Raw genomic sequence first — 26868 nt, 5'->3', positions numbered from 1 at the left:
CCTAAAATTCCGCTTTCCGTGTCTGAATCCGGCGGTCTGGCACGCTCGCGCCGGGCCGCTCCCTGAAGGATCCCTTATGTCGTCCGTCCTGGGCATAGAAGAAGCCCGCACCTACATGCACAGGCTGCTCAACGCGATGCACCAGATGGACGGGTCCGACCTGTTCATCTCGGTGGATTTCCCTCCGACCGTGAAGGCGCATGGCACGATGAAGGCGCTCAGCCAGCAGCGGCTGACGCCCGACATCACGCGCTCGCTCGCGCTGAGCCTGATGAACGATCGCCAGCGCCAAGAGTTCGAGGCCGAGATGGAGTGCAATTTCGCAATCTCCATCCCCGGAATGTGCCGTTTCCGCGTGAACGTCTTCGTCCAGCAGCAGCACGTCGGCATGGTCATTCGCACCATCGCATCCGAGATCCCCACGCTTGCCAAGCTCGGCCTGCCGGAAGTGCTCAAGGAAATCATCCTGACCAAGCGCGGCCTCGTGCTGGTTGTGGGCGGCACGGGTTCGGGCAAGTCGACGACGCTCGCGGCAATGATCGATCACCGCAACAGCTCGGGGCCTGGCCACATCATCACCGTCGAGGATCCGGTCGAGTACGTCCATCGCAACAAGCAGTGCCTCGTCACACACCGCGAGGTCGGCGTCGATACGCATTCGTGGGAGCATGCGCTGAAGAACACGCTGCGCCAGGCTCCCGACGTGATCCTGATCGGCGAGATCCGCGACCGCGAGACGATGGAGCATGCGATCGCCTTCGCCGAGACTGGCCACCTGTGCCTGGGTACGCTGCACGCGAACAACGCGAACCAGACGATAGACCGGATCGTGAACTTCTTCCCCGAGGAGCGGCGCAACCAGCTGCTCATGGATCTGTCGTCGAACCTGCGCGCGATCGTGTCGCAGCGCCTGATCCGCACCGAGGATGGCAAGGGGCGCAAGGCAGCGATCGAGATCCTGCTCAACACGCCGACGATCGCCGAGATGATATTCAAGGGACAGTTCCAGTCCATCAAGGAGATCATGGCGAAGTCGCGCGAGCTGGGTATGTGCACTTTCGACCAGGCGCTGTTCGACCTCTACGACGCCGGATTCGTCAGCTACGAGGAGGCAATCCGCAACGCCGACTCGACCAACGAGCTGCGCCTGCAGATCAAGCTGAAGGCCGAGCGCGGCCAGCCGAAGACCTCTGCGGCCGCGGAGCTGAGCCTGTCGATCGAGGAGGAGAAGGGCGAGGAAGATGAGACGGAGGGGGCGGCCGTTCCGGGCGCCAAGGTCGCCGGCTAGGCGGGGAGTGGTCAATCCAGCAACCCGTACCGTTTGTGCTGAGCCTGCCGTGGCACTGCCACTGTCCTTCGCCGAGTTCAGCGCGAACAGTTGTCCCTAATGGATTGTCGGCGTGATGGTTCGCGGCCGCACGGACCTCCGCCCGCACGATTTCTGCCGTAAAGCAAAAAGCCCCGCAGATCGCTCTGCGGGGCTTTTTGTTGCCGCGCCGCCCCGAGCGGGGCTGGCGCGTCGATTCGATCAGACGGCGATCAGGCAGCCTTCTTCGACGAGGTCTTGGCGGTGGCGCTCACTGCCTTGACGGTGGCGTTGGTCGCTGCAGCGACGTTCGCTTCGGCGATCTCGGCGACCTGCTTGGCAGCCTTGCTGACGCTGTCGTAGGCGCTGTTGGCGGCGGCGATGGCCGACTTGACGGCGGCAACGGCGACGTCCGAACCGGCCGGAGCCGACTTGGCAGCCTTGTCGAGGGCAGCGGCCAGGCTCTTGTTCAGCTCGGCGATCTGGGCTTCGACCAGCTTCGAGACTTCTTCCTGACCTTGCGAAGCGATTTCATAGACGCTGCGGTTGTAGGCCACGGCCTTCTCGACCAGCGGCTGAACCAGCGCGGCCTGCAGACCCAGGAATTCCTGGGCGTCCTTGGCGCCGAGAAGGGCCTTGGAGTTGGCCAAGCCGTCTTCGAGGATCGAACGGGCGGTGTTCAGGTTCAGGGCGGCGAAACGCTCGGCGCTGGCGAAGGCGTTGTTGGCCAGGGTCAGCAGGGTCTCGACGTTGGCTTTGTTGGTGGCGGCGAACTGCTCGGGAGTTGCAAACATTTTCATCTCCTGATGAAGGTTACGTTTGGATTCGGTTTGCTTCGCAACGGCCGGAGTGCTTGGTGCGTCGCAGCATGGATTCGATTATAGGTGCACGCAACTGCGTGTCAAGCGGTTTTGTGCGTCGCACAATAAAATTTTTACAAATCGTGCGGATGTCTCTGGCTGTTCTATGTAGCTGTTTTTTATTTGTTTCATTATGAAACAAATGCCGAACGGAATATTGCAGCTCCGTGCCATTGGCATCAATGCCGCTACGCAGCATGCGCCGCGAAGGTTACACGAAAATTACCGGGGGAGGGCGTCGCCGCAGGATTGCGGCGACGCAAAAAGCATCAGCGATGCTTGAAGACCGGCTTGCGCTTCTCGACGAAGGCGGCCATGCCTTCCTTCTGGTCTTCCAGGCCGAAGGCCGAATGGAAGGTGCGGCGTTCGAACAGCAGGCCCTCGCTGAGGGGGCTTTCGAACGCGCGGTTGACCGATTCCTTGATCATTATGATGATCGGCAGCGAGAAGCCGGCGATGACCGCGGCGGCCTCGATCGCCTCGTCGACGAGCCGGTCCGCTGGAACGATGCGCGCAACGAGGCCGGCACGTTCGGCCTCGGCGGCGTCCATCATGCGTGCTGTGAGGCACATGTCCATCGCCTTCGCCTTGCCGATCGCGCGCGGCAGGCGCTGCGTGCCGCCGGCGCCGGGCAGGATGCCGAGCTTGACCTCGGGCTGGCCGAACTTCGCGGTGTCGGCGGCGAAGATCATGTCGCACATCATCGCCAGTTCGCATCCGCCGCCCAGCGCGAAGCCGGCGACCGCCGCGATGATCGGCTTGCGGCAGCTCTTCAGGCGCTCCCAGTTGCGCGTGATGTAGTCGCCCTTGTAGGCGTCCATGTGCGAGTAGTTGGCCATCGCGCCGATGTCCGCACCTGCGGCGAACGCCTTTTCCGAGCCGGTGATGACGATCGCGCCGATGCCCTCGTCCTTCTCGAAGGCGTCGAGCGCGTCGCCGACTTCATCGATCAACTGGTCGTTGAGGGCGTTCATCGCCTTCGGGCGATTGAGCGTTATCAGTCCGACTCGTCCGCGCGTTTCGACGATGATGTTGCTGTACTCCATGCAGTCTCCTCCGTAGCAGGGTGAAGCGGTCAGTTGGACTTCTCGGTGCCGGAATTCTTGGGCTGGATCACCGCGCGCACGCGCCCGTCGCCGGTTGCGCGCGTCTCGGTCTTGCCGGGCTGGTTTGTGACCAGATAGTTCTCGCTCAGCGAGTCGTACTCGATGTAGTGGCCGCGCACTTCGTCGGCGCCGGACTTCACGTGGGCCTGGTTGAACAGGCGGGCCCGTTCGGCGCGGCTGTCGTACTCGATACGCTCGGCCTCGCCTTCGACGTATTCGTTGCTGCCTTCGCGCTTCTGGCGGAAGTTCGCGAGCCGTTTCTCGCTGCCGGTCGCGACGCCCGACTGGAAGCCGTCCGGGCCTTGGGTCACGACCAGCTTTGCGCCCTTGATCACCAGGGTGCCCTGGGTCAGGACGACATCGCCTTCGAAGACGTGGACCTTGTTGCGGTCGTCGACGGTGACGCGGTTGGCCTCGATGTTGACGGGCTGGTCACGGTCGGCGCGCTCGGCGAGTACGGGTTGCGACAGCAGGCCGAGAGCGAGCGCCAGCAGGGCGGGGAGGGAGGTGCGCATCATGGTGGGTTCCGGTTGGAGCGCGGGATATGCACGCGCGCATTGCCGATGAGTTCGAGCGAGCCGAAGATGTTGTCGGATTTCATGCCGTTCGCGTGGGCCGTGCTCGCGCCCTGGGTGATCGCGACCGGGTCGGACGTCGCGGCACGTTCCTCTTCGGGCCAGATCGTGAGCGAGGCGGACGCGAGGGTCATTTCCGGGCTGCCTGCGACCGCATCGCGCCGCGCACGCACGTCGCCGGCCAGGCGTACCTCGTCGCCCTCGCGGAGCACTTCGCCCTGTTGCGAACTGAGGTGCAGTTCGCGCCCGTCGACCTCGTAGCGCAGGCGGGGGCGCTCGAGCGCCGTGGCATCCGTCTGCGGGTGGTGTGTGATCTTGTCTGCGAGCAGTTCGTAGTGCTGGCGCCCGTTGCGGTCGAAGGCGATGAGGCGCGTCTGTTCGGCGACGAAGTCCGGTTCCTGGCGCGTCCGCGACGACGGGCGGGTCTCGTCGTCAGTGGTGACCCGCTCCAGCCAGAGCGACGCACCGGCCACGATGATCAGGCCGGCGAGGGGATAGAGTTGCTGGATGGACGGTTTCACGGCTGGGGCGTCAGACGGTGCAGGTCGTACGGGCGGGCAGGGCGGCGCGCATCAGATCACCTTCGCCAGCATGAGGTCGTGGGTCGTCAACGCCCCGGCGAGGGCGCCGTGATGATCCACCACGAGCAGTTGGTTGATGCGTTGCCGTTCCATCACCTCCGCGGCCGCCGCGGCGAGCGCGTCCGGGCCGATGCTGCGCGGGTTGCGCGTCATCACCTCGGCGATCGTGGCGCTGCGCGCGTCGCAGCCGCGTTCCAGCGCCCGGCGCAGGTCGCCGTCGGTGAAGATGCCGATTGGGCGGCCGTCGGCGCCGACCACGGCGGTCATGCCCATGCCGCCGCGCGACATCTCGATCAGCGCGGCCATCATCGAGGCGTCTTCGGATACCTGCGGCACGCCCTCGCGCGGGCGCATCACGTCGCTGACGTGAGTCAGCAGGCGGCGGCCCAGGCTGCCGCCCGGATGCGAGCGTGCGAAATCGTCCGCGCCGAAGCCGCGCGCGTCGAGCAGCGCCACCGCAAGGGCGTCGCCGAGCGCGAGCGCCGCGGTGGTGCTCGCCGTCGGGGCAAGGTTCAGCGGGCAGGCTTCCTCGGCCACGGCGGCGTCGAGATGCACGTCGGCCTCGCGTGCGAGCGGCGATTCCGGCCGGCCGGTGATCGAGATGAGCTTTGCGCCCTGGCGCTTGACCAGCGGCACGATGGTGAGCACTTCCTCGCTCGCGCCCGAGTTCGACAGCGCGATCACGATGTCTTCGGGCGTGATCATCCCGAGGTCGCCGTGCGCGGCTTCCGCCGCATGCACGAAATAGGCCGGGGTGCCGGTGCTGGCGAGGGTGGCCGCGAGCTTGCGGCCGATGTGGCCCGACTTGCCGATGCCGGTGACGATGACGCGCCCGCGGCGCTGCAGGATCAGGTCCACCGCCTGCTCGAATTCGGCGCCGAGACGGTCAGCGAGGGCGATGACAGCATCGGCCTCGATGCGCAGCACGCGCCGCGCGAGGGAGATGGCGCCGGCGTCCCGCGCGGATTTGGGCAGGGGTGGGTTCATGGCGTTCGGAGCGGTTACACTTTTCTTTTATAGATGGCGCTGCGCAGTATGAGTCGTCGATAATCGGGCGACGCTGCAGCGCACCAAGGCGGATGAGTATACCTGAAGCGGGGTCCGCCGAACCCGATGCACAACGCGGAGCCCCATGCCGAATACCCTGGAGTTGGTTCTCCTCCTGCTGGCCGCGGCGGTCGTCACGGTGGCGATCTTCCGCAGCCTGAATCTGCCGCCCGTGCTCGGTTATCTGCTGGTCGGCGCGGCGGTGGGGCCGCACGCGCTGAAGCTGGTGCCGGCCTCGGACGGTGCGAGCCATCTCGCCGAGTTCGGTGTCGTGTTCCTGATGTTCTCGATCGGTCTCGAATTCTCGCTGCCGCGCTTGCTGGCGATGAAACGGACGGTGTTCGGGCTCGGCTCTGCCCAGGTGCTCGGTTGCATCGCGCTGGTGATGTCGGTGGGGCACCTGTTCGGTCTCGGCTGGGGGGCCTCCCTCGCACTGGGTGGCACGCTGGCGATGTCGTCGACCGCGATCCTGTCCAAGCTCCTTTCCGACCGGATGGAGCTCGACAGCAAGCACGGGCGCGAGACCATGGGTGTGCTGTTGTTTCAGGACATTGCCGTGGTGCCGCTGCTGATCCTGATCCCGGCGCTGTCGCAGCCGGCCGAGGCGCTGGCGGAAACGCTTGGGATCGCGGCCCTGAAGGCCGTCGTTCTGCTCACCTTGGTGCTCGGCTTCGGCCAGCGGCTGATGCGCGCGTGGTTCACCATCGTCGCGCGGCGCCGCTCGGGCGAACTCTTCATGCTCAATGTGCTGCTGATCACGCTGGGGCTGGCATGGCTCTCGCAACTGGTCGGTCTGTCGCTCGCCCTCGGTGCCTTTCTTGCCGGCATGCTGATTTCCGAGACCGAGTTCCGCTATCAGGTCGAGGAGGACATCAAGCCTTTCCGCGACGTGCTGCTGGGGCTGTTCTTCGTCACGGTCGGCATGTTCCTCGATGTCCATGTGATCGCGAGCCACCTGTTCGCGGTGCTGGGCATGGTCGCAGCGCTGCTGGTCGTGAAGTGCGCGATCGTGTTCGCGGCCTCGCGCGCCTTCGGCTCCTCCGCCGGGACGGCGCTGCGCACCGGCCTGTGGCTGTGCGCGGGTGGCGAATTCGGCTTCGTGCTGGTGTCGCAGATCGACGGTCTCGGCCTGGTGGCGCCGGAGCTGCTGCAGACCACGGTCGCCGCACTGGTCGTGTCGATGCTGCTCGCGCCCCTGGTCGTGCAGGCGAGCGACCGGATCGTGCTGCGCTTCGTCGCGTCCGAATGGCTGCTGCGCTCGATGGAGCTGACGCGCGTCGCGGCGCAGTCGATGAATACCAGCAAGCACATCATCGTCTGCGGCTACGGGCGCAGTGGGCAGTACATGGCGCGCTTCCTCGAGCAGGAGGACGTCAGCTACGTCGCGCTGGATCTCGACCCCGAGCGTGTGCGCGAGGCAGCGGCGGCCGGCGACACGGTGGTCTACGGCGACGCTTCGCGCCACGAGACGCTGATGGCTGCCGGCATCATGCGCGCGAGCGCGCTGGTGATCTCCTTCGGCGAGGTCGAGGCTGCGTTGCGCGTGCTCCATCGCGCGCTCGCGCTGCGGCCGGACCTGCCCGTCGTCACGCGCGCCTCGGACGAGAAGGACATGGATCGGCTGTCGCAGGGCGGCGCTGCCGAAGTCGTGCCGGAGGCGTTCGAGGGCAGCATCATGCTTGCGTCGCACGCCCTCGCGCTCGTTGGCGTGCCCCTCAATCGCGTCGTGCGGCGCATCCGCGACGTGCGCAACCAGCGCTACGCGCTCATGCGCGGCTTCTTCCATGGCACTTCCGATGCTGCGGATGGTCCCGAGTCGCGCCAGGTGCGGCTGCATCCGGTGACGCTGCCGGCCGGTGCGCACGCGGTCGGTCGCACCCTGGGGGCGATGTCGCTCGACGAGTTCGGCGTGACCGTGTCGGCCGTGCGCCGACGCAACATCCGCGGTCTCGCGCCGAGTGCGGAAACGCTGATGCAGGCGGGCGATGTCGTCGTCCTGATGGGCGTGCCCGCCGACCTCGAGCAGGCCGAAGGGCGGTTGCTGCGGGGGCGGTGAGCCGCAGCGGCTCCGCAGCCGGCGTCCGCGCCCGCGATGTGCAGTGAAGCGCAACACTGTGTTCGTGTATTCGTTCCGCGTCCGGTCGGTGCCGATGGCTGCCGATTCCGGCCCGTCTGCTAAACTAACCGGTTTTGAAGATCCCCGAGGGGCGTCGACTTGGTTTCCGAAACCGACAATCTGCTGGTGAGCCTGAAAGATGTCCGCTTCGCTTATGGCGAGCGCGAGATCCTGCGCGGCGTCAACCTGAAGGTGCCGCGGGGCAAGGTCGTTGCGATCATGGGTGGCAGCGGTTGCGGCAAGACCACCCTGTTGCGCCTGATCGGCGGCCAGCTGCGTGCGACGGCCGGTACCGTTGACGTCGCCGGCCGCGACGTCTCGTCCCTGGACACCGCCGAACTCTACGAGATGCGCCGGCGCATGGGCATGCTGTTCCAGTTCGGCGCGCTATTCACCGACATGTCGGTGTTCGACAACGTCGCTTTCCCGCTGCGCGAACACACCGATCTGCCGTTCGGCCTGATCCGCGACATGGTGCTGATGAAGCTCAACGCGGTCGGGCTGCGCGGTGCGGCGGATCTCATGCCGGCGGAGCTGTCGGGCGGCATGGCCCGCCGCGTCGCGCTGGCGCGGGCGATCGCGCTGGACCCGATGCTGATCATGTACGACGAGCCCTTCGCAGGCCTCGACCCGATCTCGCTGGGCGTCATCGGCCAGCTGATCCGCAAGCTCAACGACGCGCTCGGTGCGACGACGATCATGGTGACGCACGACATCATGGAGTCGCTGCAGATCGTCGATTACATCTATTTCGTCTCCGAAGGCGGCATCGTCGCGGAAGGCACGCCCGACGAGCTGCGCGCCTCGAAGGATCCGTGGGTGTACCAGTTCATCCACGCCGAGCCCGATGGTCCCGTGCCTTTCCACTACCCGGCCGAAGCGCTGGAAGAGAGCCTCATTGGCGGGAGGGCCGCGTGAACGGCCTGCTGAACTTCATTCGCCGCCTCGGCGCGGCGGCGGTCGAAGGCGTGTGGCGCATCGGGTTCGCCGCGCGCTTCTTCGTGCTGCTGCTGCGCCATTCGGGGCAATCGCTGACGCGCATCCACCTGACGGTGCGCGAGATCTACTTCAGCGGGGTACTCTCGCTGCTGATCATCGTCGTTTCAGGGCTCTTCGTCGGCATGGTGCTGGGTCTGCAGGGCTACGAGACGCTGCAGCGCTACGGTTCGGGCGATGCGCTCGGCGTGCTCGTGTCGCTGTCGCTGACGCGCGAGCTCGGTCCCGTCGTCGCCGGACTCCTCTTCGCCAGCCGCGCCGGCCTCGCCGTGACGGCCGAGATCGGGCTGATGAAGACCACCGAGCAGCTCGACGCGATGGACATGATGGCGGTCAATCCCATCGCCCGCGTCGTCGCGCCGCGTTTCTGGGGCGGCGTGATCTCGATGCCGCTGCTGGCGGCGCTGTTCTCCGCGATGGGTGTGTTGGGCGGCTGGCTGATCGGCGTGGTGTTCATCGGCGTCGATAACGGCGCGTTCTGGTCGCAGATGCAGGCGGCCGTGGACTTCCGTTTCGACATCATGAACGGCGTGATCAAGAGCTTCGTGTTCGGCGCCACGGTCGCGCTGATCGCCGTGTTCGAGGGCTACGACTGCACGCCGACCGCCGAGGGGCTGTCGCGTGCGATCACCCGCACCGTCGTGACCTCCGCGCTGGCGATCCTGGCGCTCGATTTCGTGCTTACATCTCTAATGTTCCGAGGGCAGTCATGAGGCGTACAACGCTCGACCTGTGGGTCGGTTTCTTCGTCATCATCGGCATGGCCGCGCTGATATTCCTCGCATTCAAGGTCGGCAACCTGGGCGCGGCGAACGGCGGGGAGACCTATGTCGTGAACGGGCAATTCGACAACATCGGCGGCCTGAAGGTGAGGGCGCCGGTCAAGAGCGCCGGCGTGGTCGTGGGGCGGGTCAAGGAGATCCGCTTCGATCCCACGACCTATCGTGCCGTCGTCGCCCTGTCGCTCGACGCGAGTTACAAGTTCCCGCGCGACACGATCGCGACCATCCTGACCTCCGGCCTGCTCGGCGAGCAGTACGTCGGGCTCGAGCCGGGGGGCGACGAGGCGATGCTGCAGACGGGCGACGCGCTGCAGATCACCCAGTCCGCGGTTGTCCTGGAGAAGCTCATCGGCCAGTTCATGTTCGACAAGGCTGCCGAAGGGTCGACGCCCGCGAACTGATCCGGTCGCACGCGATCTGAATCACAAAATGCAAAAAACTACGTCCCCCAAGATCGTCAAGGCACTCGCCGTTGTGTCCGCCTGTTTCGCGCTGGCCGGTTGCACGGCGCGCGTCGCCAATCCGGACGATCCGCTCGAAAGCTACAACCGCGCGATGTTCACCTTCAACGAGAAGGTGGACAAGGCCGCAATCGAGCCCGTTGCCAAGGCCTACGACAAGGTCACGCCGCTGCCGCTGCGCACCGGTGTCGGCAACTTCTTCGGCAACGTCGGCGACGTGTGGATCGGCGGCAACAACCTGTTGCAGGGCAAATTTAGTGATGGCCTGAGCGACCTGCTACGCTTCGCGATCAACTCGACGGTGGGCATCCTCGGCTTCTTCGACGTTGCGAGCGAACTCGATCTGGCCAAGCACGACGAGGATTTCGGCCAGACCCTGGGCTGGTGGGGCGTGGGCGAAGGGGCTTATTTCGTCGTGCCGTTCTTCGGCCCGCGCACGGTGCGCGACGCGGCGGTCCTGCCGATCGACCTGTACGGCGACGACGTGTGGGGCATCAGGGACGTCCCGACGCGCAACAGCCTTACGGCGCTGCGTCTGGTGCATGCGCGCGCCAACCTGCTCGGCATCGACAAGACGCTCGACGAAGGCACGCTGGACAAGTATGCCTATGCGCGCGACTTCTATCTGCAGCAGCGCCGCTATCGCGTGTTCGATGGCAATCCGCCGCTCGAGGAGATCGATTTCAACGGCGCCCGGCGGCAACAGGATGACGCCGATGTGGTCGCGGAAACCGGTGCGCAATAACTTTCTGACGGACAACTGGGACACCTGCATGCGTGCCGGTGCCCACGAGGAGTGATGATGAAGAAGTTCCTGCTTTCCCTGTGCCTGATGTTCGCGGTGCTGCCGGCGCTCGCCGCTGACACGTTCAAGGGGCCCGATGCGCTCGTGCGCGAAGTCAGCGACGACGTCCTGACCATCGTGCGCAAGGACAAGGCGATCCAGTCCGGCGACACGCGCCGCGTGATCGACCTGGTCGAGGAGAAGGTCCTGCCGCACTTCAACTTCCGTCGCATGACAATGCTGGCGGTCGGCAAGGACTGGCGCCAGGCCAGCCCCGAACAGCAGGGCAAGCTCGTCGAAGCCTTCCGCACCCTGCTCGTGCGCACCTACTCCAACGCACTGACGCAGTACCGCGACCAGACCATCGGCTACAAGCCCGCCAAGTTCGGCGAGGCCGATACCTCGGTGCGCGTGCAGACCGAAGTCCGTCAGGCCGGTGCGCAGCCGGTTAACATCGACTACACGCTGGAAAAGACGCCCGAGGGCTGGAAAGTCTTCGATGTGGTCGTCGCCGGCGTGAGCCTCGTCACCAACTATCGCGGCACCTTCGCGCAGGAAATTCGCGCCGGTGGCGTGGATGGACTGATCCGCTCGCTCGAGCAGAAGAACCGCGACCTCGCGGCGCCGGCCCATTCATGAACGCTGACACGGGCAAGGTCCTCGCCATCGAGGGCGAGCTGACGATGGCGACTGCCGCGCAATGGATCGAGCGCGGCCGTGCCGTGGCGCGCGCCGAGGATCTCGTCGTCGACCTGTCCGGTGTGACCGCGGCGGATTCGTCGGCCCTTGCGCTGCTGTTCGACTGGATACGCATCGCCCGGGTCAGCGGGCACAGGGTTCGCCAGGCCGGCATGCCGGCGGGGATGCGCAGCCTCGCCGCGCTCTATGGTGTCGACGAGCTGTTGCCCGCCGAAGCCTGACCCGCTGCCGTCGATGAATCCTCCCGCAATCAGGGTCGTTGCTGCGAGCAAGCGTTACGGTTCGCTCCAGGCGCTCGCCGGCGTCGACCTCGAGGTCGCGCAGGGCGAATTCTTCGGCCTGCTCGGACCGAATGGCGCGGGCAAGACGACGCTCATCTCGGCCCTCTCCGGCCTCGCGCGCCCGGACGGCGGCGTCTTCGAGATCATGGGCTACAACGTCGTCTCGGACTACCGCAAAGCCCGCCGCAACCTCGGTGTCGTGCCGCAGGAACTGGTCTTCGATCCCTTCTTCTCGGTGCGCGAGCTGCTGCGCATCCAGTCCGGCTACTTCGGCATCCGCAACAACGACGACTGGATCGACGAGATCCTCGAGAATCTGGATCTGACCGCCAAGGCCGGCGCCAACATGCGCATGCTTTCGGGTGGCATGAAGCGACGCGTGCTCGTCGCGCAGGCGCTCGTGCACCGTCCGCCGGTGATCGTGCTCGACGAGCCGACCGCCGGGGTCGACGTCGAGCTGCGCCAGGGCTTGTGGCAGTTCATCCGCAAGCTCAATCGCGACGGCCATACCATCGTGCTGACGACGCACTACCTCGAAGAAGCCGAGGCGCTGTGCGGGCGCATCGCGATGCTCAAATCCGGCAAGGTCGTCGCGCTGGACACAACCGAGAACCTGTTGCGGCGCTTCGCCAGCCATTCGCTCGCGGTGCGCCTCGATCGCCCCGAACTGGCGGCGGCCACGGGCGGCGTGCTCGCTGCCAACGGATGGGCGGAGTTTCCCCTCGATCGCTACGACGATCTGGAGCCCCTGCTCGCGCGCTTGCGCGAGGCGGGTGCGAAGATCCTCGAAATGCGCGTGGGCGAGGCCGATCTCGAGCGCGTGTTCGTGGAGGTAATGAGCCGTGCATGAGCGCCTGGTCGGGTTCCGCACCCTGCTGCAGAAGGAGGTGCTGCGCTTCTGGAAGGTGAGCTTCCAGACCGTCGGTGCGCCGGTGCTCAACGCGCTGCTGTACCTGCTGATCTTCTCGCATGTGCTCGACCGGCACGTCACGGTGTATGGCGACGTCGCCTACACGGCCTTCCTCGTGCCGGGGCTCGTGATGATGTCGCTGCTGCAGAACGCCTTTGCGAACAGCTCCTCGTCGCTGATCCAGAGCAAGATCACCGGCAATATCATCTTCGTGCTGCTGCCGCCGCTGTCCTACCGCGAGTTCTATGCCGCCTATGTGATCGCGTCGGTGCTGCGCGGGCTGTTCGTCGGCGTCGGGGTGCTGATCGTGTCCTTTCCCTTCGTCGACTTGCCGATGGCAGCACCGGGCTGGATCTTCGCGTTCGGTCTGATGGGCGGCGCGATCCTCGGCTCGCTGGGCGTGATCGCGGGCATCTGGGCGGACAAGTTCGACCAGCTCGCGGGCTTCCAGAACTTCCTGATCATGCCGCTGACGATGCTGTCCGGCGTGTTCTACTCGATCCACTCGCTGCCGGCGTTCTGGCAGAAGGTCTCGCACATCAATCCGTTCTTCTTCATGATCGACGGCTTCCGCTACGGCTTCTTCGGTCAGTCCGACGTCTCGCCGTGGCTGAGCCTTGCGGTCGTGAGTCTTTGTTTCGTGTTCCTCGCAGTGCTGACCCTGGCGATGCTCGCCCGGGGCTACAAGCTGCGGGCTTGAGGGTAGTCAAAATGTTCGAAGCAGCAGAAATCAAGCGTCTCATCGAGCAGGGCATGGCCTGCGAGTTCGTCGAGATCCAGGGCGACGACGGGGTCCATTTCACCGGCATCGTCGTCAGCGCCGAATTCGAAGGCAAGCCCAAGGTGCGCCAGCACCAGGCCGTGTATGCGACGCTCGGCAGGTTGATGGGCAACGAGATCCACGCGCTGCAGCTGCAGACCTACGCCCCTGCCAAGTGGGCCGAAGTCCGCTCCGACCTGGGCTTCTGAGCGGGACACGATGGATAAGCTTCTGATCGAAGGCGGCGCCCGCCTCACGGGCGAGACCGCCATTTCCGGTGCGAAGAACGCGGCGTTGCCCATCCTGTGCGCGGCGCTCCTGACGAGCGAGCCGGTCACGTTCACGAACGTGCCGCAACTCAACGACATCGGCACGCTGTTGAAGCTCCTCGCGCAGATGGGCGTGAAGGTCAGCCGCGGCAGCGGTAACGACGCCGATACCGTCACGCTCGACGCGTCGGCGCTCGACAACCCGGTCGCGACCTACGAAATGGTCAAGACCATGCGGGCGTCGATTCTCGTGCTCGGCCCGCTGGTCGCGCGCTGCGGCGAGGCGAAGGTGAGCCTGCCCGGCGGCTGCGCGATCGGCGCGCGGCCCGTGGATCAGCACATCAAGGGCCTGCAGGCGATGGGTGCGCAGGTCGCGGTCGAGCACGGCTACGTGCACGCGAAGGTGCCGCGCCTCAAGGGGGCGCGCCTGTTCACCGACATGGTTACCGTAACCGGCACCGAAAACCTGATGATGGCGGCCTGTCTCGCCGACGGCGAGACCGTCATCGAGAACGCGGCGCGCGAGCCCGAGGTCGTCGATCTGGCGAACTGCCTCGTCGCGATGGGCGCGCGCATCTCGGGCGCCGGCACCGACGTGATCCGCATTCGCGGCGTGGAGAGCCTGTCGGGCACGACCCACCGCATCATGCCGGACCGCATCGAGACCGGCACCTACCTGTGCGCCGCGGCCGCGACGGGCGGCGAGATCCGCCTCACGCACACCTCGTCGGCCTATCTCGACGCGGTTATTGACAAGCTGATGGACGCCGGCTGCGACATCGTCTCCGAGCGCGACGCGATCCGCCTGAAGGCGCCGCAGCGCCTCACCGCGGTGAGCATCCGCACGTCGCCGTACCCGGCCTTCCCGACGGACATGCAGGCGCAGTTCATGGCGATCAACGCGGTCGCGAACGGTGCCGCGGTGATCCGCGAGACGATCTTCGAGAACCGCTTCATGCACGCGGTCGAACTGCAGCGCCTCGGCGCCGACATCCGCATCGACGGCAACACTGCGATGGTTCAGGGTGTCGAGCGCCTGCAGGGCGCGACCGTGATGGCCACCGACCTGCGCGCGTCGGCGAGCCTCGTGATCGCCGGACTTGTCGCCGACGGCGAGACCGTGATCGAGCGCATCTACCATCTCGACCGCGGCTACGAGCGCCTCGGGCACAAGCTCGCCGACCTCGGCGCGCGGGTGCGCCGGCTCGCCTGAGTGCGAGGGGCGCCGGTCGTCGTGCCGGCGCCCTCTTCGGTCAAAGGTCGAAGCGTCCCGCAGCCTCCGGCTGCCACATGACGTCCAGCACCTCCAGCGTGATCGGCTGTCTGGTGGAGTTCCCCCAGTCGATCGTCTGGCCGACCGACAGTCCCAGCAGGGCGCTGCCGGCCGGCGTGAAGACCGAGACCTTGCCGGCGTCCGGCGCGGCGTCGCCGGGATAGACCAGCGTCAGCTCGTGCTCGCGGCCATCGGGCAGTTCGCGGAAGCGTGCGCGGCTGTTCATCGTGATGACCTTGGCCGGCATGTCATGGGGTTCGCGCACGTCCGCGCGCGCGAGCTCGTCCCGCAGGCCGTTCAGGTCGCTGCGGTTGCGTGCGGCCGGTGCGGCCAGCAGGCCCTCGAGGCGATCGAGGTCCTGCGAGGAGATCACGATTTCGGGTTTCATGGCGTTTCGACTCCCTGCGTCGGGCAAAAAGTAAAAAAGGCCGAACCGCAGCGCGGTTCAGCCAGTCGCCAAAGGCTATCAGAAGGGCGGGCAGGTTACAATGTCAGCCCGATTTTTCCCGAGGCACCCTTCGTGTCCAGCATCACCCTTGCCCTGTCCAAGGGCCGCATCTTCGAGGAAACGCTGCCGCTGCTCGCGGCCGCCGGCATCACGCCGACCGATAATCCGGAGACCTCGCGCAAGCTCATCATCGGCACGAACCGTCCCGACGTGCGCCTCGTGATTGTGCGCGCGACCGACACGCCGACCTATGTCCAGTACGGTGCGGCCGACCTCGGTATCGCGGGCAAGGACGTGCTCCTCGAGCATGGCGGGGCGGGCCTGTACCAGCCGCTGGACCTCAATATCGCGAAGTGCCGCCTGTGCGTCGCGACGCAGAAGGGGTTCGACTACGCCGCCGCAACGCGCCCCGGCGGGCGCATCCGCGTCGCGACGAAGTACATCAACAGCGCCAAGGCGCATTTCGCGGCGAAGGGCGTGCATGTCGACCTGATCAAGCTGTACGGCTCGATGGAGCTCGCGCCGCTGGTCGGCCTCGCGGATGCGATCGTGGACCTCGTCTCGAGCGGCAACACGCTGCGCGCGAACAACCTCGAGGAGGTCGAGGAGATCATGCAGATCAGCTCGCGCCTGGTCGTGAACCAGGCGTCGCTGAAGCTGAAGCGCGAACTCATCCAGCCCGTGCTGGAGGCCTTTGCCGGAGCCGTGAAATGAGCGATTCGGAACGCAGCATCCGCCGCCTTGACGCGCGCGATCCCGAGTTCCTGTCCACGCTGGACGCGCTGCTCGCCTTCGAAGGCAGCGCCGATGCGCGCATCGACGCGGCCGTCACCGAGATCCTGAGTGCCGTGCGCACCACCGGCGACGCCGCGGTGATCGAATACACGCGCCGCTTCGACCGCCTCGACGTGAAGTCGATGGCCGGGCTGGAGCTGCCGAAGTCCGAACTGAAGGCCGCACTCGACAGCCTCTCCGTCGAGCAGCGCGAAGCGCTGCGCATCGCCGCCGACCGCGTGCGCATCTACCACGAACGCCAGCGTGCCGAGTCGTGGGACTACGTCGAGGCCGACGGCACGCGCCTCGGCCAGAAGGTCACGCCGCTCGACCGCGTCGGCCTGTACGTGCCCGGCGGGCGCGCGTCCTACCCCAGCTCGGTACTGATGAACGCCGTGCCGGCCAAGGTTGCCGGCGTCGGCGAGCTGATCATGGTCGTGCCGACGCCGAACGGCGAGAAGAACCCGCTCGTGCTCGCCGCCGCCGCCATTACCGGCGTCGATCGTGTATTCACGATCGGCGGCGCGCAGGCGGTCGCCGCGCTGGCCTATGGCACGCAGACCCTGCCGCAGGTGGACAAGATCGTCGGTCCCGGCAATGCCTACGTCGCCGAGGCCAAGCGCCGCGTGTTCGGCACGGTCGGCATCGACATGGTTGCCGGGCCGTCCGAGGTGCTGATCATCTCCGACGGCAGCGGCCACTCCGACTGGGTCGCGATGGACCTCTTCGCGCAGGCCGAGCACGACGAGCTCGCGCAGTCCATCCTGCTGTGTACCGATTCCGCGTTCATCGATGCGGTGGAGGCCTCGATCGAGCGCCTGCTGCCGACCATGCCGCGGCGCGAGACGATCGCCGCCTCGCTCGCCAACCGCGGGGCGCTGATCCACGTCGAGAGTCTCGAGCAGGCCTGCACGATCGCGAACCGCATCGCGCCGGAGCACCTCGAACTGTCGCTCGATGAGCCCGAGCCGTGGATCGGTCGCATCCGTCACGCTGGTGCGATCTTCGTCGGGCACTGGTCGGTGGAGGCGCTGGGCGACTACTGCGCCGGCCCCAACCACGTGTTGCCGACGATGCGCAGCGCGCGCTTCTCGTCGCCGCTGGGCGTGTACGACTTCCAGAAGCGCACCAGCATCATCCAGATCTCGGAGGCCGGCGCGCAGACGCTGGGTCGCGTCGCCTCGACGCTCGCCCACGGCGAGGGGCTGCAGGCGCACGCGCGCTCGGCGGAGATGCGGCTGCACAAGTGAGCCGCGGCGCCGCTGGCAGGTGAATCGCGGAAGGGCGTCCCGAGCGGGCGCCCTTCCTGCGTTTACGCGAGGATCTCGCGCAGCGCGCCGATCAGGGCGCCGCACTGCTCGTCGGTGCCCACGGTGATGCGCAGGAACTGATCGATGCGCGGCTGGCGGAAGTGGCGCACGATGATCGCGCGCTTGCGCAGCTCGGCCGCGAGCTCGCCCGCGTCGCGCGTCGGGTGTGTCGTGAACACGAAGTTCGCCGCCGACGGCAGCACTTCGAAGCCGAGCGCGGACAGGTCGGAAACGAGCTGGCCGCGCGTGCGGATCACCGCCTGGCGCGTGCGCTCGAAATACTCCTCGTCCTCGATCGCCGCGACGGCGCCGACGATCGCCAGCCGGTCGAGCGGGTAGGAGTTGAAGCTGTCCTTCACGCGCACGAGCGCCTCGATGAGGTCCGGGTGGCCGATCGCGAAGCCCACGCGCAGCCCCGCGAGCGAGCGCGACTTGGACAAGGTCTGCACCACCAGCAGGTTCGGGTAGCGGGCGGTGAGCGCAATGGCGGACTCGCCGCCGAAGTCCACATAGGCCTCGTCGATGACGACCACGCACTGCGGATTGCCGGCGACGATGCGCTCGATCTCGGCGAGCGGCAGCACGCGCCCCGTCGGCGCGTTCGGATTCGGAAAAATGATGCCGCCCGCGGCCTGGTCGCCGGTCGGCAGGTAGTCGTCGGGGCGGATCGCGAGGCCTTCATCGAGCGGCACCGTCTCGAACTCGATCCCGTACAGCCCGCAATACACCGGATAGAAGCTGTACGAGATGTCCGGGAAACGCAGTGGCCGATCGTGCTTCAGCAGCGCCAGGAAGGCGTGTGCGAGCACCTCGTCGGAGCCGTTGCCGACGAACACCTGCTGCGTCGTGATGCCGTGGCGTGCGGCGATCGCGGCGCGCAGCCGTTCCGAGGTCGGGTCGGGATAGAGGCGCAGCGCGTCGGATGCCTCGGCACGGATCGCCTCGATCGCCTTCGGCGAGGGGCCGTACGGATGCTCGTTGGTGTTGAGCTTGACCAGGTTGGCGATCTTGGGCTGTTCGCCCGGAACATAAGGGGTCAGGCCGTTAACGACGGCGCTCCAGTATTGGCTCATCGGCAGATCGGATGCAGGATTGTCGGAAGGGGGCCCGCGCAGGCGCGGCGGCCGCTACGGCCGGCATTGCGGCGGGACAGTCAGGCGATGGTATCATGCCCAAGAGTGACGCCCGTGCGCGTCCGAACCCTACATTTCGAAGCAGATCCTCATGCGGCAAGCCGAAGTAACTCGCGACACCCTGGAAACCCGGATCACCGTCCGCATCGACCTGGACGGCAGCGGCAAGGCCAGTCTCGCCACGGGCGTGCCCTTCTTCGATCACATGCTCGACCAGATCGCCCGTCACGGCGCAATCGATCTCGACGTCAAGGCCGAGGGCGATACCCACATCGACGACCACCACACCGTCGAGGACGTCGGCATCACGCTGGGGCAGGCCTTCGCGAAGGCCCTCGGCGACAAGAAGGGGATCTTCCGCTACGGCCACGCCTACGTGCCGCTCGACGAAGCGCTGTCGCGTGTGGTCGTGGACTTCTCCGGCCGCCCGGGGTTGCACTACTTCGTGAATTACACGCGTGCGCGCATCGGCAATTTCGATGTGGACCTCGCGCGCGAATTCTTCCAGGGCTTCGTCAATCATGCCGGCGTAACCGTGCATATCGACAACCTGCGCGGCGACAATGCCCATCACCAGTGCGAGACCATCTTCAAGGCCTTCGGTCGCGCGTTGCGCATGGCCGCCCAGCGCGACGAGCGCGCGGCCGGCGTGATCCCCTCGACCAAGGGCGCCCTCTGAGTTTCCGCCAGACTCCCCGCCCAACCTTCTGATTTTCCAGCGAGCGATTCCGCGATGAGCGACGTAGCCATCATCGACTACGGCATGGGCAACCTGCGTTCGGTTGCCAAGGCGGTCGAACACATAGCGCCCGGCAAGACCGTGGTCGTGACCTCCGACCCCGCGGTGGTCGCGGCGGCTGGTCGGGTGGTGTTTCCGGGCCAGGGCGCGATGCCCGACTGCATGCGCGAACTGGATCTGCGCGGACTGCGCGTAGCGGTGCTCGAGGCGGCTGCGTCCAAGCCCTTCCTCGGCATCTGCATCGGCGAACAGATGCTTTTCGGTCACAGCGAGGAGGGCGACGTCCCCGGCCTCGGTATCCTCCCCGGCAATGTCGTGCGCTTTCCCGACGCGAACATGGTTGCGGCCGACGGCTCACGCCTCAAGGTGCCGCACATGGGCTGGAATCGCGTGCATCAGCGCATCGCGCACCCGTTGTGGGAAGGCATTCCCGATGGCGAACGCTTCTATTTCGTGCACAGCTATTTCGTCCGGCCGGACGTGCCGTCGCTGGTCGCGGCCGAGACCGACTACGGTTTGATGTTTACCAGTGCGGTAGCGCGGGATAACATCTTCGCGGTTCAGTTCCATCCCGAAAAGAGTGCGCAGGCGGGCCTGCGGATGCTTGCGAATTTCATTTCCTGGGCACCCTGACGAACGCCGTCCGGACCCCGTCTGTAGCTTCCCTTCCACTCCTCTGATGCCACTCATCCCCGTATGCTGCTGATTCCCGCTATCGATCTGAAGGACGGCCATTGCGTCCGCCTCAAGCAGGGCGAAATGGACGACGCCACGGTGTTTTCCCAGGACCCGGCCGCGATGGCGCGGCACTGGATCGACCTCGGCGCACGCCGCCTGCACCTTGTCGACCTCAACGGCGCCTTCGCCGGCAAGCCGAAGAACGGGGCCGCCATCCGCGCAATCGCCGATGAAGTCGGTGACGACATCCCGGTCCAGCTCGGCGGCGGCATCCGCGATCTCGACACCATCGAGCACTACCTCGACAACGGCATCACCTACGTCATCATCGGGACCGCCGCGGTGAAGAATCCGGGCTTCCTGCATGACGCGTGCGGCGCCTTCCCGGGCCACATCATCGTCGGCCTCGACGCCAAGGACGGCAAGGTCGCCGTCGACGGCTGGTCGAAGATGACCGGACACGACGTCGTGGATCTCGCGAAGAAGTACGAGGACTACGGCGTCGAAGCCGTGATCTACACCGACATCGGTCGCGACGGCATGCTCTCGGGCGTGAACATCGAAGCGACCGTGCGCCTTGCACAGGCCCTGCGCATTCCGGTCATCGCCAGCGGCGGCATCGCCACACTGACGGACATCGACGCGCTGTGTGCGGTCGAATCCGAAGGCATCACCGGCGCGATCACTGGCCGTGCGATCTACGAAGGCACGCTGGACTTCGCCGCCGCGCAGGCGCGCGCGGACGAACTCAGCGGCGAAACGGCCTGATGCTCGCCAAGCGCATCATCCCCTGTCTGGACGTGAATGCCGGGCGTGTGGTCAAGGGCGTCAATTTCGTCGAACTGCGCGACGCCGGCGATCCGGTCGAGATCGCGCGCCGCTACGACGAGCAGGGCGCCGACGAGATCACCTTCCTCGATATCACCGCGAGCTCCGATGCGCGTGACACGATCATCCACGTTGTCGAGCAGGTCGCCGAGCAGGTCTTCATTCCGCTGACGGTGGGCGGCGGCGTGCGCACGGTCGAGGATGTGCGGCGCCTCCTCAATGCCGGCGCCGACAAGGTCAGCATCAACACCGCCGCGGTGAATAACCCGCAGGTCGTCGCCGACGCGGCGGGCAAGGTCGGCAGCCAGTGCATCGTCGTCGCGATCGACGCCAAGCAGACCGCTCCCGGCAAGTGGGAAGTGTTCACGCACGGCGGGCGCAACAACACCGGACTCGATGCGATCGAGTGGGCGAAGACGGTCGCCGCGCTTGGCGCCGGCGAAATCCTGCTTACCAGCATGGACCGTGATGGCACCAAGATCGGCTTCGATCTTGCCCTCACGCGTGCGGTGTCGGATGCCGTCCCGATCCCGGTGATCGCCAGCGGCGGCGTCGGTACGCTGGAGCATCTGGCCGAAGGCGTGTCGGAAGGCCGCGCTGACGCCGTGCTCGCTGCGAGCATCTTCCATTTCGGCCAGCATACGGTGCGTGAGGCGAAGGAGCTGATGCGCAGCCGCGGCATCGAGGTACGACTGTGAGCAACGCCATTTCCGCCCGCTGGCTCAACGAGATCAGCTGGGACGACCAGGGTCTCGTGCCGGTGATCGCCCAGGAGGCCTCGACTGGCGACGTGCTGATGTTCGCGTGGATGAACCGCGACGCCCTGCAGCGCACCGCCGAGACGGGCGAGGCGATCTACTGGTCGCGCTCGCGCCGCAAGCTGTGGCACAAGGGCGAGGAGTCCGGCCACGTGCAGAAGGTGCACGAGATCCGCATCGATTGCGACAACGACGTGGTCCTGCTCAAGGTCGAGCAGGTCGGCGGTATCGCCTGCCACACCGGTCGCCACAGCTGCTTTTTCCAGCGTTATCTGAGCGCGGGTTCGTGGGAGGCCGTGGACCCCGTGCTGAAGGATCCCAAGGACATCTACAAATGATCGACATCGAAGTGCTGCACCGCGTCGCCGCGACCCTCGCGGAGCGCAAGAAGGCCGACCCCGATTCCTCCTATGTGTCCAGCCTGTACGCCAAGGGCACCGACGCGATCTGCAAGAAGGTCGCCGAGGAGGCCGCCGAGACCATCATGGCGGCCAAGGACAAGGACATGCTGCACATCGTCTGGGAGGTCACCGACCTGTGGTTCCATTCGATGGTGCTGCTGTCGCACTTCGGCCTGTCGGTCGACGACGTGCTCGCTGAATTCCGGCGCCGCGAGGGTGTCTCAGGAATTGACGAGAAGAAGGCCCGTACGACGGCCTGAGGTGACGATGAGCGACTGCATCTTCTGCCGGATCGCGGCCGGCGAGATTCCCGCGAAAAAACTGTACGAGGACGAGCATGTGCTCGCGTTCCACGACATCAATCCGGTCGCGCCGGTGCACTTCCTCGTGATTCCGAAGCTGCACGTTCCGTCGATGGCGGAACTCGGGCCCGAGCACGTCGAGGTGATGGGCCAGGTGATGACCACGGTGGCGCGGCTCGCGCGAGAGAACGGGTGCGGCGAAGGCTTCCGCACCATCATCAATACCGGAAGGGTGGGGCGGCAGGAAGTGTATCATCTGCACGTTCACGTCCTCGGTGGCCCGGATGTGCTTCCGGCCATGTTGAAGCGTTAAGGAGAGCGGTATGGGTTCATTCAGCATCTGGCACTGGCTGATCGTCCTGGTGATCGTGGTTCTGGTGTTCGGTACCAAGAAGCTGCGCAACATGGGCCAGGATCTCGGCGGTGCGGTGAAGGGTTTCAAGGACGGCATGAAGGAGTCGGAGAAGTCCGACGACGTGCAGCAGAAGATCGGCGGCGAAACCATCGACGCCCAAGCGCGGGAAAAGTCCGACAAGCTGCATTCCTGAGCCTGTCCGGGCGATGTCGGCGGCAAGGGGCGCGGCGTCAGTGCGCCCCTTCGTTTTGATGCCGTCACCGTATGCTCGACCCGGCCGGCAAAGGCTTCTACATCATGTTCGATCTAGGTTTTTCTGAACTCATCGTCATAGCGGTGGTGGCGCTCATCGTCGTCGGGCCGGAGCGGCTGCCGAAGGTCGCGCGGACCGCAGGCCATCTCCTGGGGCGGCTGCAGCGCTACGTCAGCGACGTCAAATCGGACATCCAGCGCGAGATGCAGCTCGAGGAGCTGAAGAAGTTGCAGCTGCAGGTCGAGCAGCAGGCGCGCGAACTCGAAACGTCGATGCGCGGGCAGGTCCAGAGCGTGGAGGCGGATCTCGCGCAGACAGCTGCCGAGGCGAAGAGCGGGCTCGACGGCCTGGCTGCGCCGGAGGCTGCAGCGAGCGCCGTTCCCGTGGCGGAGGCCACGCCGGCCGTACCCGCCGCAATCCCGGTGGAGGTCGCGCACCTTCCGGACGCGCAGCTCGGCGAGCCCGTCGTCGATAACCGTCAGCTCGAACTCGGACTCGCTCCGGCTGCCGCGCCGCTCGCGAACACGACCACGGACAAGGCATGAGCGCTGTGCAGGAAACCTTCATTTCGCATCTCGTCGAGCTGCGCGACCGCCTGTTGCGCGCGATGCTGGCCGTACTCGTCGTGTTCCTGTGCCTGATGCCGTGGGCGGGCGACGTCTACGATCTGCTGGCATTGCCGATGATGCAGACCCTTCCCGAGGGGACGCACATGATCGCGACCGGCGTGATCACGCCCTTCTTCGTGCCGGTGAAGGTGACGATGATGGCGGCCTTCGTGATCGCGCTTCCGGTCGTCCTCTATCAGGCCTGGGCCTTCGTCGCGCCCGGCCTGTACGCGCACGAAAGGCGGCTGGGGCTGCCGCTCGTGCTCGGCAGCACGATCCTGTTCGTGCTCGGGATGGCGTTCTGCTACTTCTTCGTGTTCGGGACGGTGTTCAAGTTCATCGCCGAGTTCGCACCGAAGAGCATCACGCCGGCGCCTGACATCGAGCAGTACCTGTCCTTCGTGATGACGATGTTCATCGCCTTCGGTCTGACCTTCGAGGTGCCGGTGGCGGTGATCCTGCTCGCCAAGACGGGCGTGGTCAGCGTGGCGAAGCTGGCCGCGGCACGTCCCTATGTGATCGTCGGCGCGTTCGTCGTCGCCGCGGTCATCACTCCTCCGGACGTGGTGTCGCAGTTGCTGCTGGCGATCCCGATGTGCCTGCTCTACGAGGTGGGTGTGATCATCGCGCGCCTGCTCGTCAAGGATCGGCCCGACGGCGGCGACGAAGCGCTCGAGCGCATCGAGAATAACTAAGCCCGCGGCGGGCTAGCGATCAGCGCTGCACGGAGGGGGCCGGACGGCGCCCGATTTCCACCTTCAGATCGATCTCGCTGTCGGCGCGGCGCACGCGGAAACTCGCGCTGTGGCCCGGCATCAGGCCGGCGACCAGTTCCAGCATGCCCTTCGGGTCGAGGACCGGCTTGCCGTCGACGCCGATCAGGATGTCTCCCGGGCGGATGCCGGCGTGCTCGGCCGGGCTGTCGCGCAACACTCCGGCGATGAGGGCGCCCTCGGTGCCCCGAATGCCGAAGGATTCGGCGAGTTCGGGCGTGATCTCCTGGATTTCGACGCCGATCCAGCCGCGCGTGACCTGGCCGGTCGCGATGATCTGTTCGAGCACGTCGCGCGCGGTCGACGCAGGGATCGCGAAGCCGATGCCGAGCGAACCGCCCGAGCGCGAATAGATCGCCGTGTTGATACCGACGAGGTTGCCCTGGCTGTCGACCAGCGCGCCGCCCGAATTGCCCGGATTGATCGCCGCGTCGGTCTGGATGTAGTTTTCAAAGGTGTTGATGCCGAGCTGGCTGCGCCCGAGGGCCGACACGATGCCCATCGTTACGGTCTGGCCGACGCCGAAGGGATTGCCGATGGCGAGGACGACGTCGCCGACCTGCAGCGCATCCTGTTTCGCGAAGGCGATCGCCGGCAGCTTGCCGTTGCCCTGCAGGCGGAGCACTGCGAGATCGGTCTCGGGGTCGCGGCCGACGAGGCGCGCGGGGAACTTGCGCCCGTCGTTGAGTGCGATCTCGATCTCGTCCGCGCCCTCGATGACGTGGTTGTTGGTCAGGACCAGTCCGTCGGGGCTCGCGATGACGCCCGAGCCCAGCCCCGATGCGCGCTGCGACGGTGCGTTGCCCTGCCGGTCACCGAAGAAATGGCGGAAGATGGGGTCGTCGAGCAGGGGGTGGCGCGGGCGCGCGATGTCCTTGGCGGTGTAGATATGGACGACGGCCGGCATCGAGCGCCGGGCCGCATCGGCATAGGAATTCGGCGCCGGGGCGGGCGCCGTGGAGTCGGTTTCGGGGGCCTCGAGGATGGAGACGACCGCAGCGGGGGCAGCGTTCTTGAACCATTCGGGTTTCAGGGTGTTCAGTACAAACAGGACCGCGACGCTCACCGTCACGGCCTGCGCGAAGATCAGCCACAGGCGGCGCATAATGTTGCTCGAATTGGGCGTGCGCTCGGTGTCGCGCTCGCCATGAGGCCCGGAAAACAGGAGTGGAGACCGCATGCAACTCGCCGAACTGCAAGCCCATCTGGATGAACTGCTGGAAGTCCCGCGGTTCCGGGATTATTCCCCAAACGGCCTGCAAGTGGAAGGACGCGCCGAGGTGCATCGCGTGCTGTGCGGCGTCACCGCGAGCCAGGCGCTGCTCGACCGTGCCGTCGAGGAAGGGGTTGATGCCATCGTCGTGCATCACGGCTGGTTCTGGCGCGGCGAGGACGGGCGCATCACCGGTATCCGCAAGCGCCGCATCGCGAGCCTGCTGCGTCATGACATCAGCCTGCTCGCGTATCACCTGCCGCTCGACGCCCACCCGCAGCTCGGGAACAACGCGCAGCTTGCGGCGCTCGCGGGCTGGGTCGGCGAAGGGCGCTTCGGCGACCAGGACATCGCGTGGATCGGCCGTCCCGAACGGCCCGGAACCGCGGGTCAGCTTGCGCGCTCGCTCGCCGCGCGGCTCGGGCGCGAGCCGCTGCTGGTGGGGGATGGCGATCGGCCGGTGAGCCGCGTCGCGTGGTGCACGGGCGGCGCGCAGGGCTATTTCGAACAGGCGATCGCGGCGGGCGCGGATCTCTACGTGTCGGGGGAGATCTCCGAGCAGACGGTGCATCTCGCGCGCGAATCGGGCGTGCCCTATCTAGCCGCGGGACATCACGCGACCGAGCGCTACGGCATCCACGCGCTGGCGCAATATCTGGAACAGACCTTCGGCATCGAGGCGCGTTTCGTCGATCTCGACAATCCGGTATAGAGCAGGCCTTGGGCGGAACCGCGTTCGTTCCGACTTATACGAGCTGAGGCGGCGTCGCGCGGGACGTGTCGCCGTCCGGGAGCGGCGGAGTGGTCTCGGGGCGATAGGTGCCAAGCTGGTCCTCGAGAAGCAGCTCGAGCATCAGGATCTCGTCGATCACGCTGAGCGGGAAGCCTTCGCGCGTTCCGTCGCGATTGTCGCGCAGCAGATGCTCGAGGTAGGCCTGGCATTCGCGCGTGCCCCACATCTGCTGGACGTTCTTGGTCACGTGCGCCATCTGCTCCATCGAGTTCGTCGCCAGGCGCGCTTCGTCGAAGCTCTCCCAGGTGACGGCCTTGACGTTGAAGGTCTTGTTGAGCTGTTTTGCGAGGGCGTCGAACTCCTCGCGCAGGTCGGCGGCCCGGTATACCTCCATGAGCTTGAGCCAGGGCGTGATCGCCTTCTTCGGATTCGAGGCGATGAACTCGGCGAGCGTGTCGGCTGCGCCGCGGATGCGGCCGAACCCCATCATGATCTCGGCAAGCTCGATTGCCGATTCGTGCTCTTCTGCGGATTCCTCGACCGCGATGGGCGAGATCGGTGCAATGGGGTCGATCGGCGCTATCGGGGCGAGCGATATCGGGTGCGCGAAGATGTCTTCCTCCGTCTCCCATCCGAGCGCCGAATGCTCGGGGGGGCGTCCGGATGCGGACGTGTCCGCCACGTCGGGTGGCAGCTCGGGGGCGGCGGCCGGCCCGGCGCTCGCCACTCGACTGGTGGAGGCGACCGGAGTGGCGG

At 66.3% G+C, this 26868-nt stretch carries 34 protein-coding genes; 25 read left to right on the top strand and 9 right to left on the bottom strand.

The window, feature by feature from the left end; translation table 11 throughout:
• Nucleotides 1-76: 76 nt before the first annotated feature.
• Nucleotides 77-1288, top strand: a complete 1212-nt coding sequence (locus GPA27_RS16185) for a PilT/PilU family type 4a pilus ATPase (RefSeq protein WP_169141593.1) — start codon at nt 77-79, stop codon at nt 1286-1288.
• Nucleotides 1289-1539: 251 nt separating this feature from the next.
• Here GPA27_RS16185 and GPA27_RS16180 read toward each other — a convergent pair whose 3' ends face one another.
• The 5 genes from GPA27_RS16180 to GPA27_RS16160 form a co-directional block, all read right to left on the bottom strand.
• Nucleotides 1540-2106: a phasin family protein gene (locus GPA27_RS16180; RefSeq protein ID WP_169141592.1), complete on the bottom strand. Its 567-nt coding sequence runs from the start codon at nt 2104-2106 to the stop codon at nt 1540-1542.
• Between the two features lie 329 nt (nt 2107-2435).
• Nucleotides 2436-3212, bottom strand: a complete 777-nt coding sequence (locus GPA27_RS16175) for an enoyl-CoA hydratase (RefSeq protein ID WP_169141591.1) — start codon at nt 3210-3212, stop codon at nt 2436-2438.
• Between the two features lie 29 nt (nt 3213-3241).
• Nucleotides 3242-3790, bottom strand: a complete 549-nt coding sequence (lptA, locus tag GPA27_RS16170; protein ID WP_373322767.1) for a lipopolysaccharide transport periplasmic protein LptA — start codon at nt 3788-3790, stop codon at nt 3242-3244.
• On the bottom strand, nt 3787-4368 hold the full coding sequence (gene lptC / locus GPA27_RS16165) for an LPS export ABC transporter periplasmic protein LptC (RefSeq protein WP_169141590.1): 582 nt from the start codon (nt 4366-4368) through the stop codon (nt 3787-3789). Before lptC ends, lptA begins: the two co-directional genes overlap by 4 nt.
• 51 nt (nt 4369-4419) lie before the next feature.
• Entirely contained in the window at nt 4420-5415 is a 996-nt protein-coding gene (locus GPA27_RS16160; protein ID WP_169141589.1) for a KpsF/GutQ family sugar-phosphate isomerase, read from the bottom strand.
• Nucleotides 5416-5560: 145 nt separating this feature from the next.
• Between GPA27_RS16160 and GPA27_RS16155 the strand changes: the two genes are divergently transcribed.
• The 11 genes from GPA27_RS16155 to murA all read left to right on the top strand — a co-directional run bounded on the left by GPA27_RS16155 (nt 5561) and on the right by murA (nt 14746).
• Complete coding sequence (locus tag GPA27_RS16155) at nt 5561-7531, top strand: monovalent cation:proton antiporter family protein (protein ID WP_169141588.1); 1971 nt, start codon at nt 5561-5563, stop codon at nt 7529-7531.
• 159 nt (nt 7532-7690) lie between these two features.
• Nucleotides 7691-8509, top strand: a complete 819-nt coding sequence (locus GPA27_RS16150; protein ID WP_169141587.1) for an ABC transporter ATP-binding protein — start codon at nt 7691-7693, stop codon at nt 8507-8509.
• The gene (mlaE, locus tag GPA27_RS16145; RefSeq protein WP_169141586.1) at nt 8506-9300 is read left to right on the top strand and encodes a lipid asymmetry maintenance ABC transporter permease subunit MlaE; all 795 of its coding nucleotides are present in this window, start codon (nt 8506-8508) and stop codon (nt 9298-9300) included. The genes GPA27_RS16150 and mlaE overlap by 4 nt, the downstream gene beginning before the upstream one ends.
• Complete coding sequence (mlaD, locus tag GPA27_RS16140) at nt 9297-9770, top strand: outer membrane lipid asymmetry maintenance protein MlaD (RefSeq protein ID WP_169141585.1); 474 nt, start codon at nt 9297-9299, stop codon at nt 9768-9770. The genes mlaE and mlaD overlap by 4 nt, the downstream gene beginning before the upstream one ends.
• 28 nt (nt 9771-9798) lie before the next feature.
• Nucleotides 9799-10575, top strand: a complete 777-nt coding sequence (locus tag GPA27_RS16135) for an MlaA family lipoprotein (protein ID WP_169141584.1) — start codon at nt 9799-9801, stop codon at nt 10573-10575.
• A 57-nt stretch (nt 10576-10632) separates the two neighbouring features.
• Nucleotides 10633-11253, top strand: a complete 621-nt coding sequence (locus GPA27_RS16130) for an MlaC/ttg2D family ABC transporter substrate-binding protein (protein WP_169141626.1) — start codon at nt 10633-10635, stop codon at nt 11251-11253.
• A complete protein-coding gene (locus GPA27_RS16125; protein WP_169141583.1) occupies nt 11250-11534 on the top strand; it encodes an STAS domain-containing protein in 285 nt (94 codons plus the stop codon). The genes GPA27_RS16130 and GPA27_RS16125 overlap by 4 nt, the downstream gene beginning before the upstream one ends.
• A 13-nt stretch (nt 11535-11547) precedes the next feature.
• Nucleotides 11548-12444 (top strand): ABC transporter ATP-binding protein, encoded by an 897-nt coding sequence (locus GPA27_RS16120; protein WP_169141582.1) that lies wholly within the window; start codon nt 11548-11550, stop codon nt 12442-12444.
• Nucleotides 12437-13204: an ABC transporter permease gene (locus tag GPA27_RS16115; protein ID WP_169141581.1), complete on the top strand. Its 768-nt coding sequence runs from the start codon at nt 12437-12439 to the stop codon at nt 13202-13204. The genes GPA27_RS16120 and GPA27_RS16115 overlap by 8 nt, the downstream gene beginning before the upstream one ends.
• 11 nt (nt 13205-13215) lie before the next feature.
• Complete coding sequence (locus GPA27_RS16110; RefSeq protein ID WP_169141580.1) at nt 13216-13473, top strand: BolA family protein; 258 nt, start codon at nt 13216-13218, stop codon at nt 13471-13473.
• A gap of 10 nt (nt 13474-13483) precedes the next feature.
• The gene (gene murA, locus GPA27_RS16105) at nt 13484-14746 is read left to right on the top strand and encodes a UDP-N-acetylglucosamine 1-carboxyvinyltransferase (protein ID WP_169141579.1); all 1263 of its coding nucleotides are present in this window, start codon (nt 13484-13486) and stop codon (nt 14744-14746) included.
• Between the two features lie 40 nt (nt 14747-14786).
• Here murA and rnk read toward each other — a convergent pair whose 3' ends face one another.
• Nucleotides 14787-15194, bottom strand: coding sequence for a nucleoside diphosphate kinase regulator (rnk, locus tag GPA27_RS16100; protein ID WP_169141578.1), 408 nt, complete (start codon nt 15192-15194; stop codon nt 14787-14789).
• A gap of 132 nt (nt 15195-15326) precedes the next feature.
• Between rnk and hisG the strand changes: the two genes are divergently transcribed.
• A complete protein-coding gene (gene hisG / locus GPA27_RS16095; protein ID WP_169141577.1) occupies nt 15327-15968 on the top strand; it encodes an ATP phosphoribosyltransferase in 642 nt (213 codons plus the stop codon).
• The gene (gene hisD, locus GPA27_RS16090; protein WP_169141576.1) at nt 15965-17278 is read left to right on the top strand and encodes a histidinol dehydrogenase; all 1314 of its coding nucleotides are present in this window, start codon (nt 15965-15967) and stop codon (nt 17276-17278) included. Before hisG ends, hisD begins: the two co-directional genes overlap by 4 nt.
• A 62-nt stretch (nt 17279-17340) precedes the next feature.
• Here hisD and hisC read toward each other — a convergent pair whose 3' ends face one another.
• On the bottom strand, nt 17341-18411 hold the full coding sequence (gene hisC / locus GPA27_RS16085; RefSeq protein ID WP_169141575.1) for a histidinol-phosphate transaminase: 1071 nt from the start codon (nt 18409-18411) through the stop codon (nt 17341-17343).
• A 151-nt stretch (nt 18412-18562) separates the two neighbouring features.
• Between hisC and hisB the strand changes: the two genes are divergently transcribed.
• The 10 genes from hisB to tatC all read left to right on the top strand — a co-directional run bounded on the left by hisB (nt 18563) and on the right by tatC (nt 24088).
• The gene (gene hisB / locus GPA27_RS16080; protein WP_169141574.1) at nt 18563-19150 is read left to right on the top strand and encodes an imidazoleglycerol-phosphate dehydratase HisB; all 588 of its coding nucleotides are present in this window, start codon (nt 18563-18565) and stop codon (nt 19148-19150) included.
• A gap of 54 nt (nt 19151-19204) precedes the next feature.
• Entirely contained in the window at nt 19205-19843 is a 639-nt protein-coding gene (gene hisH, locus GPA27_RS16075; RefSeq protein WP_169141573.1) for an imidazole glycerol phosphate synthase subunit HisH, read from the top strand.
• Nucleotides 19844-19906: 63 nt separating this feature from the next.
• Nucleotides 19907-20656, top strand: a complete 750-nt coding sequence (hisA, locus tag GPA27_RS16070; RefSeq protein ID WP_169141572.1) for a 1-(5-phosphoribosyl)-5-[(5-phosphoribosylamino)methylideneamino]imidazole-4-carboxamide isomerase — start codon at nt 19907-19909, stop codon at nt 20654-20656.
• Nucleotides 20656-21414: an imidazole glycerol phosphate synthase subunit HisF gene (gene hisF, locus GPA27_RS16065; RefSeq protein WP_169141571.1), complete on the top strand. Its 759-nt coding sequence runs from the start codon at nt 20656-20658 to the stop codon at nt 21412-21414. The genes hisA and hisF overlap by 1 nt, the downstream gene beginning before the upstream one ends.
• Nucleotides 21411-21812 (top strand): phosphoribosyl-AMP cyclohydrolase, encoded by a 402-nt coding sequence (hisI, locus tag GPA27_RS16060; RefSeq protein WP_284440136.1) that lies wholly within the window; start codon nt 21411-21413, stop codon nt 21810-21812. The genes hisF and hisI overlap by 4 nt, the downstream gene beginning before the upstream one ends.
• Complete coding sequence (locus tag GPA27_RS16055; RefSeq protein WP_050414577.1) at nt 21809-22135, top strand: phosphoribosyl-ATP diphosphatase; 327 nt, start codon at nt 21809-21811, stop codon at nt 22133-22135. The genes hisI and GPA27_RS16055 overlap by 4 nt, the downstream gene beginning before the upstream one ends.
• Nucleotides 22136-22142: 7 nt before the next feature.
• Nucleotides 22143-22490 (top strand): histidine triad nucleotide-binding protein, encoded by a 348-nt coding sequence (locus GPA27_RS16050; RefSeq protein ID WP_169141570.1) that lies wholly within the window; start codon nt 22143-22145, stop codon nt 22488-22490.
• 10 nt (nt 22491-22500) lie between these two features.
• A complete protein-coding gene (gene tatA, locus GPA27_RS16045) occupies nt 22501-22725 on the top strand; it encodes a Sec-independent protein translocase subunit TatA (protein WP_050414578.1) in 225 nt (74 codons plus the stop codon).
• A 104-nt stretch (nt 22726-22829) separates the two neighbouring features.
• Entirely contained in the window at nt 22830-23330 is a 501-nt protein-coding gene (gene tatB / locus GPA27_RS16040; protein ID WP_169141624.1) for a Sec-independent protein translocase protein TatB, read from the top strand.
• A complete protein-coding gene (tatC, locus tag GPA27_RS16035) occupies nt 23327-24088 on the top strand; it encodes a twin-arginine translocase subunit TatC (protein WP_169141569.1) in 762 nt (253 codons plus the stop codon). Before tatB ends, tatC begins: the two co-directional genes overlap by 4 nt.
• Nucleotides 24089-24107: 19 nt before the next feature.
• Here tatC and GPA27_RS16030 read toward each other — a convergent pair whose 3' ends face one another.
• Nucleotides 24108-25271 (bottom strand): Do family serine endopeptidase, encoded by a 1164-nt coding sequence (locus GPA27_RS16030; RefSeq protein ID WP_169141623.1) that lies wholly within the window; start codon nt 25269-25271, stop codon nt 24108-24110.
• A 73-nt stretch (nt 25272-25344) separates the two neighbouring features.
• Here GPA27_RS16030 and GPA27_RS16025 point away from each other — a divergent pair, with 73 nt between their 5' ends.
• On the top strand, nt 25345-26091 hold the full coding sequence (locus tag GPA27_RS16025; RefSeq protein ID WP_169141568.1) for a Nif3-like dinuclear metal center hexameric protein: 747 nt from the start codon (nt 25345-25347) through the stop codon (nt 26089-26091).
• Between the two features lie 34 nt (nt 26092-26125).
• Here GPA27_RS16025 and GPA27_RS16020 read toward each other — a convergent pair.
• Nucleotides 26126-26868 (bottom strand): type IV pilus assembly protein FimV (locus GPA27_RS16020; RefSeq protein ID WP_373322766.1); only part of this gene is annotated, 743 nt, incomplete at its 5' end.

This window comes from Aromatoleum toluolicum (genome assembly GCF_012911005.2).
Lineage (GTDB): Bacteria > Pseudomonadota > Gammaproteobacteria > Burkholderiales > Rhodocyclaceae > Aromatoleum > Aromatoleum toluolicum.
The sequence above is the reverse complement of the archived record's forward strand: the minus strand, read 5'-3'. Positions and strand labels throughout refer to the sequence as shown.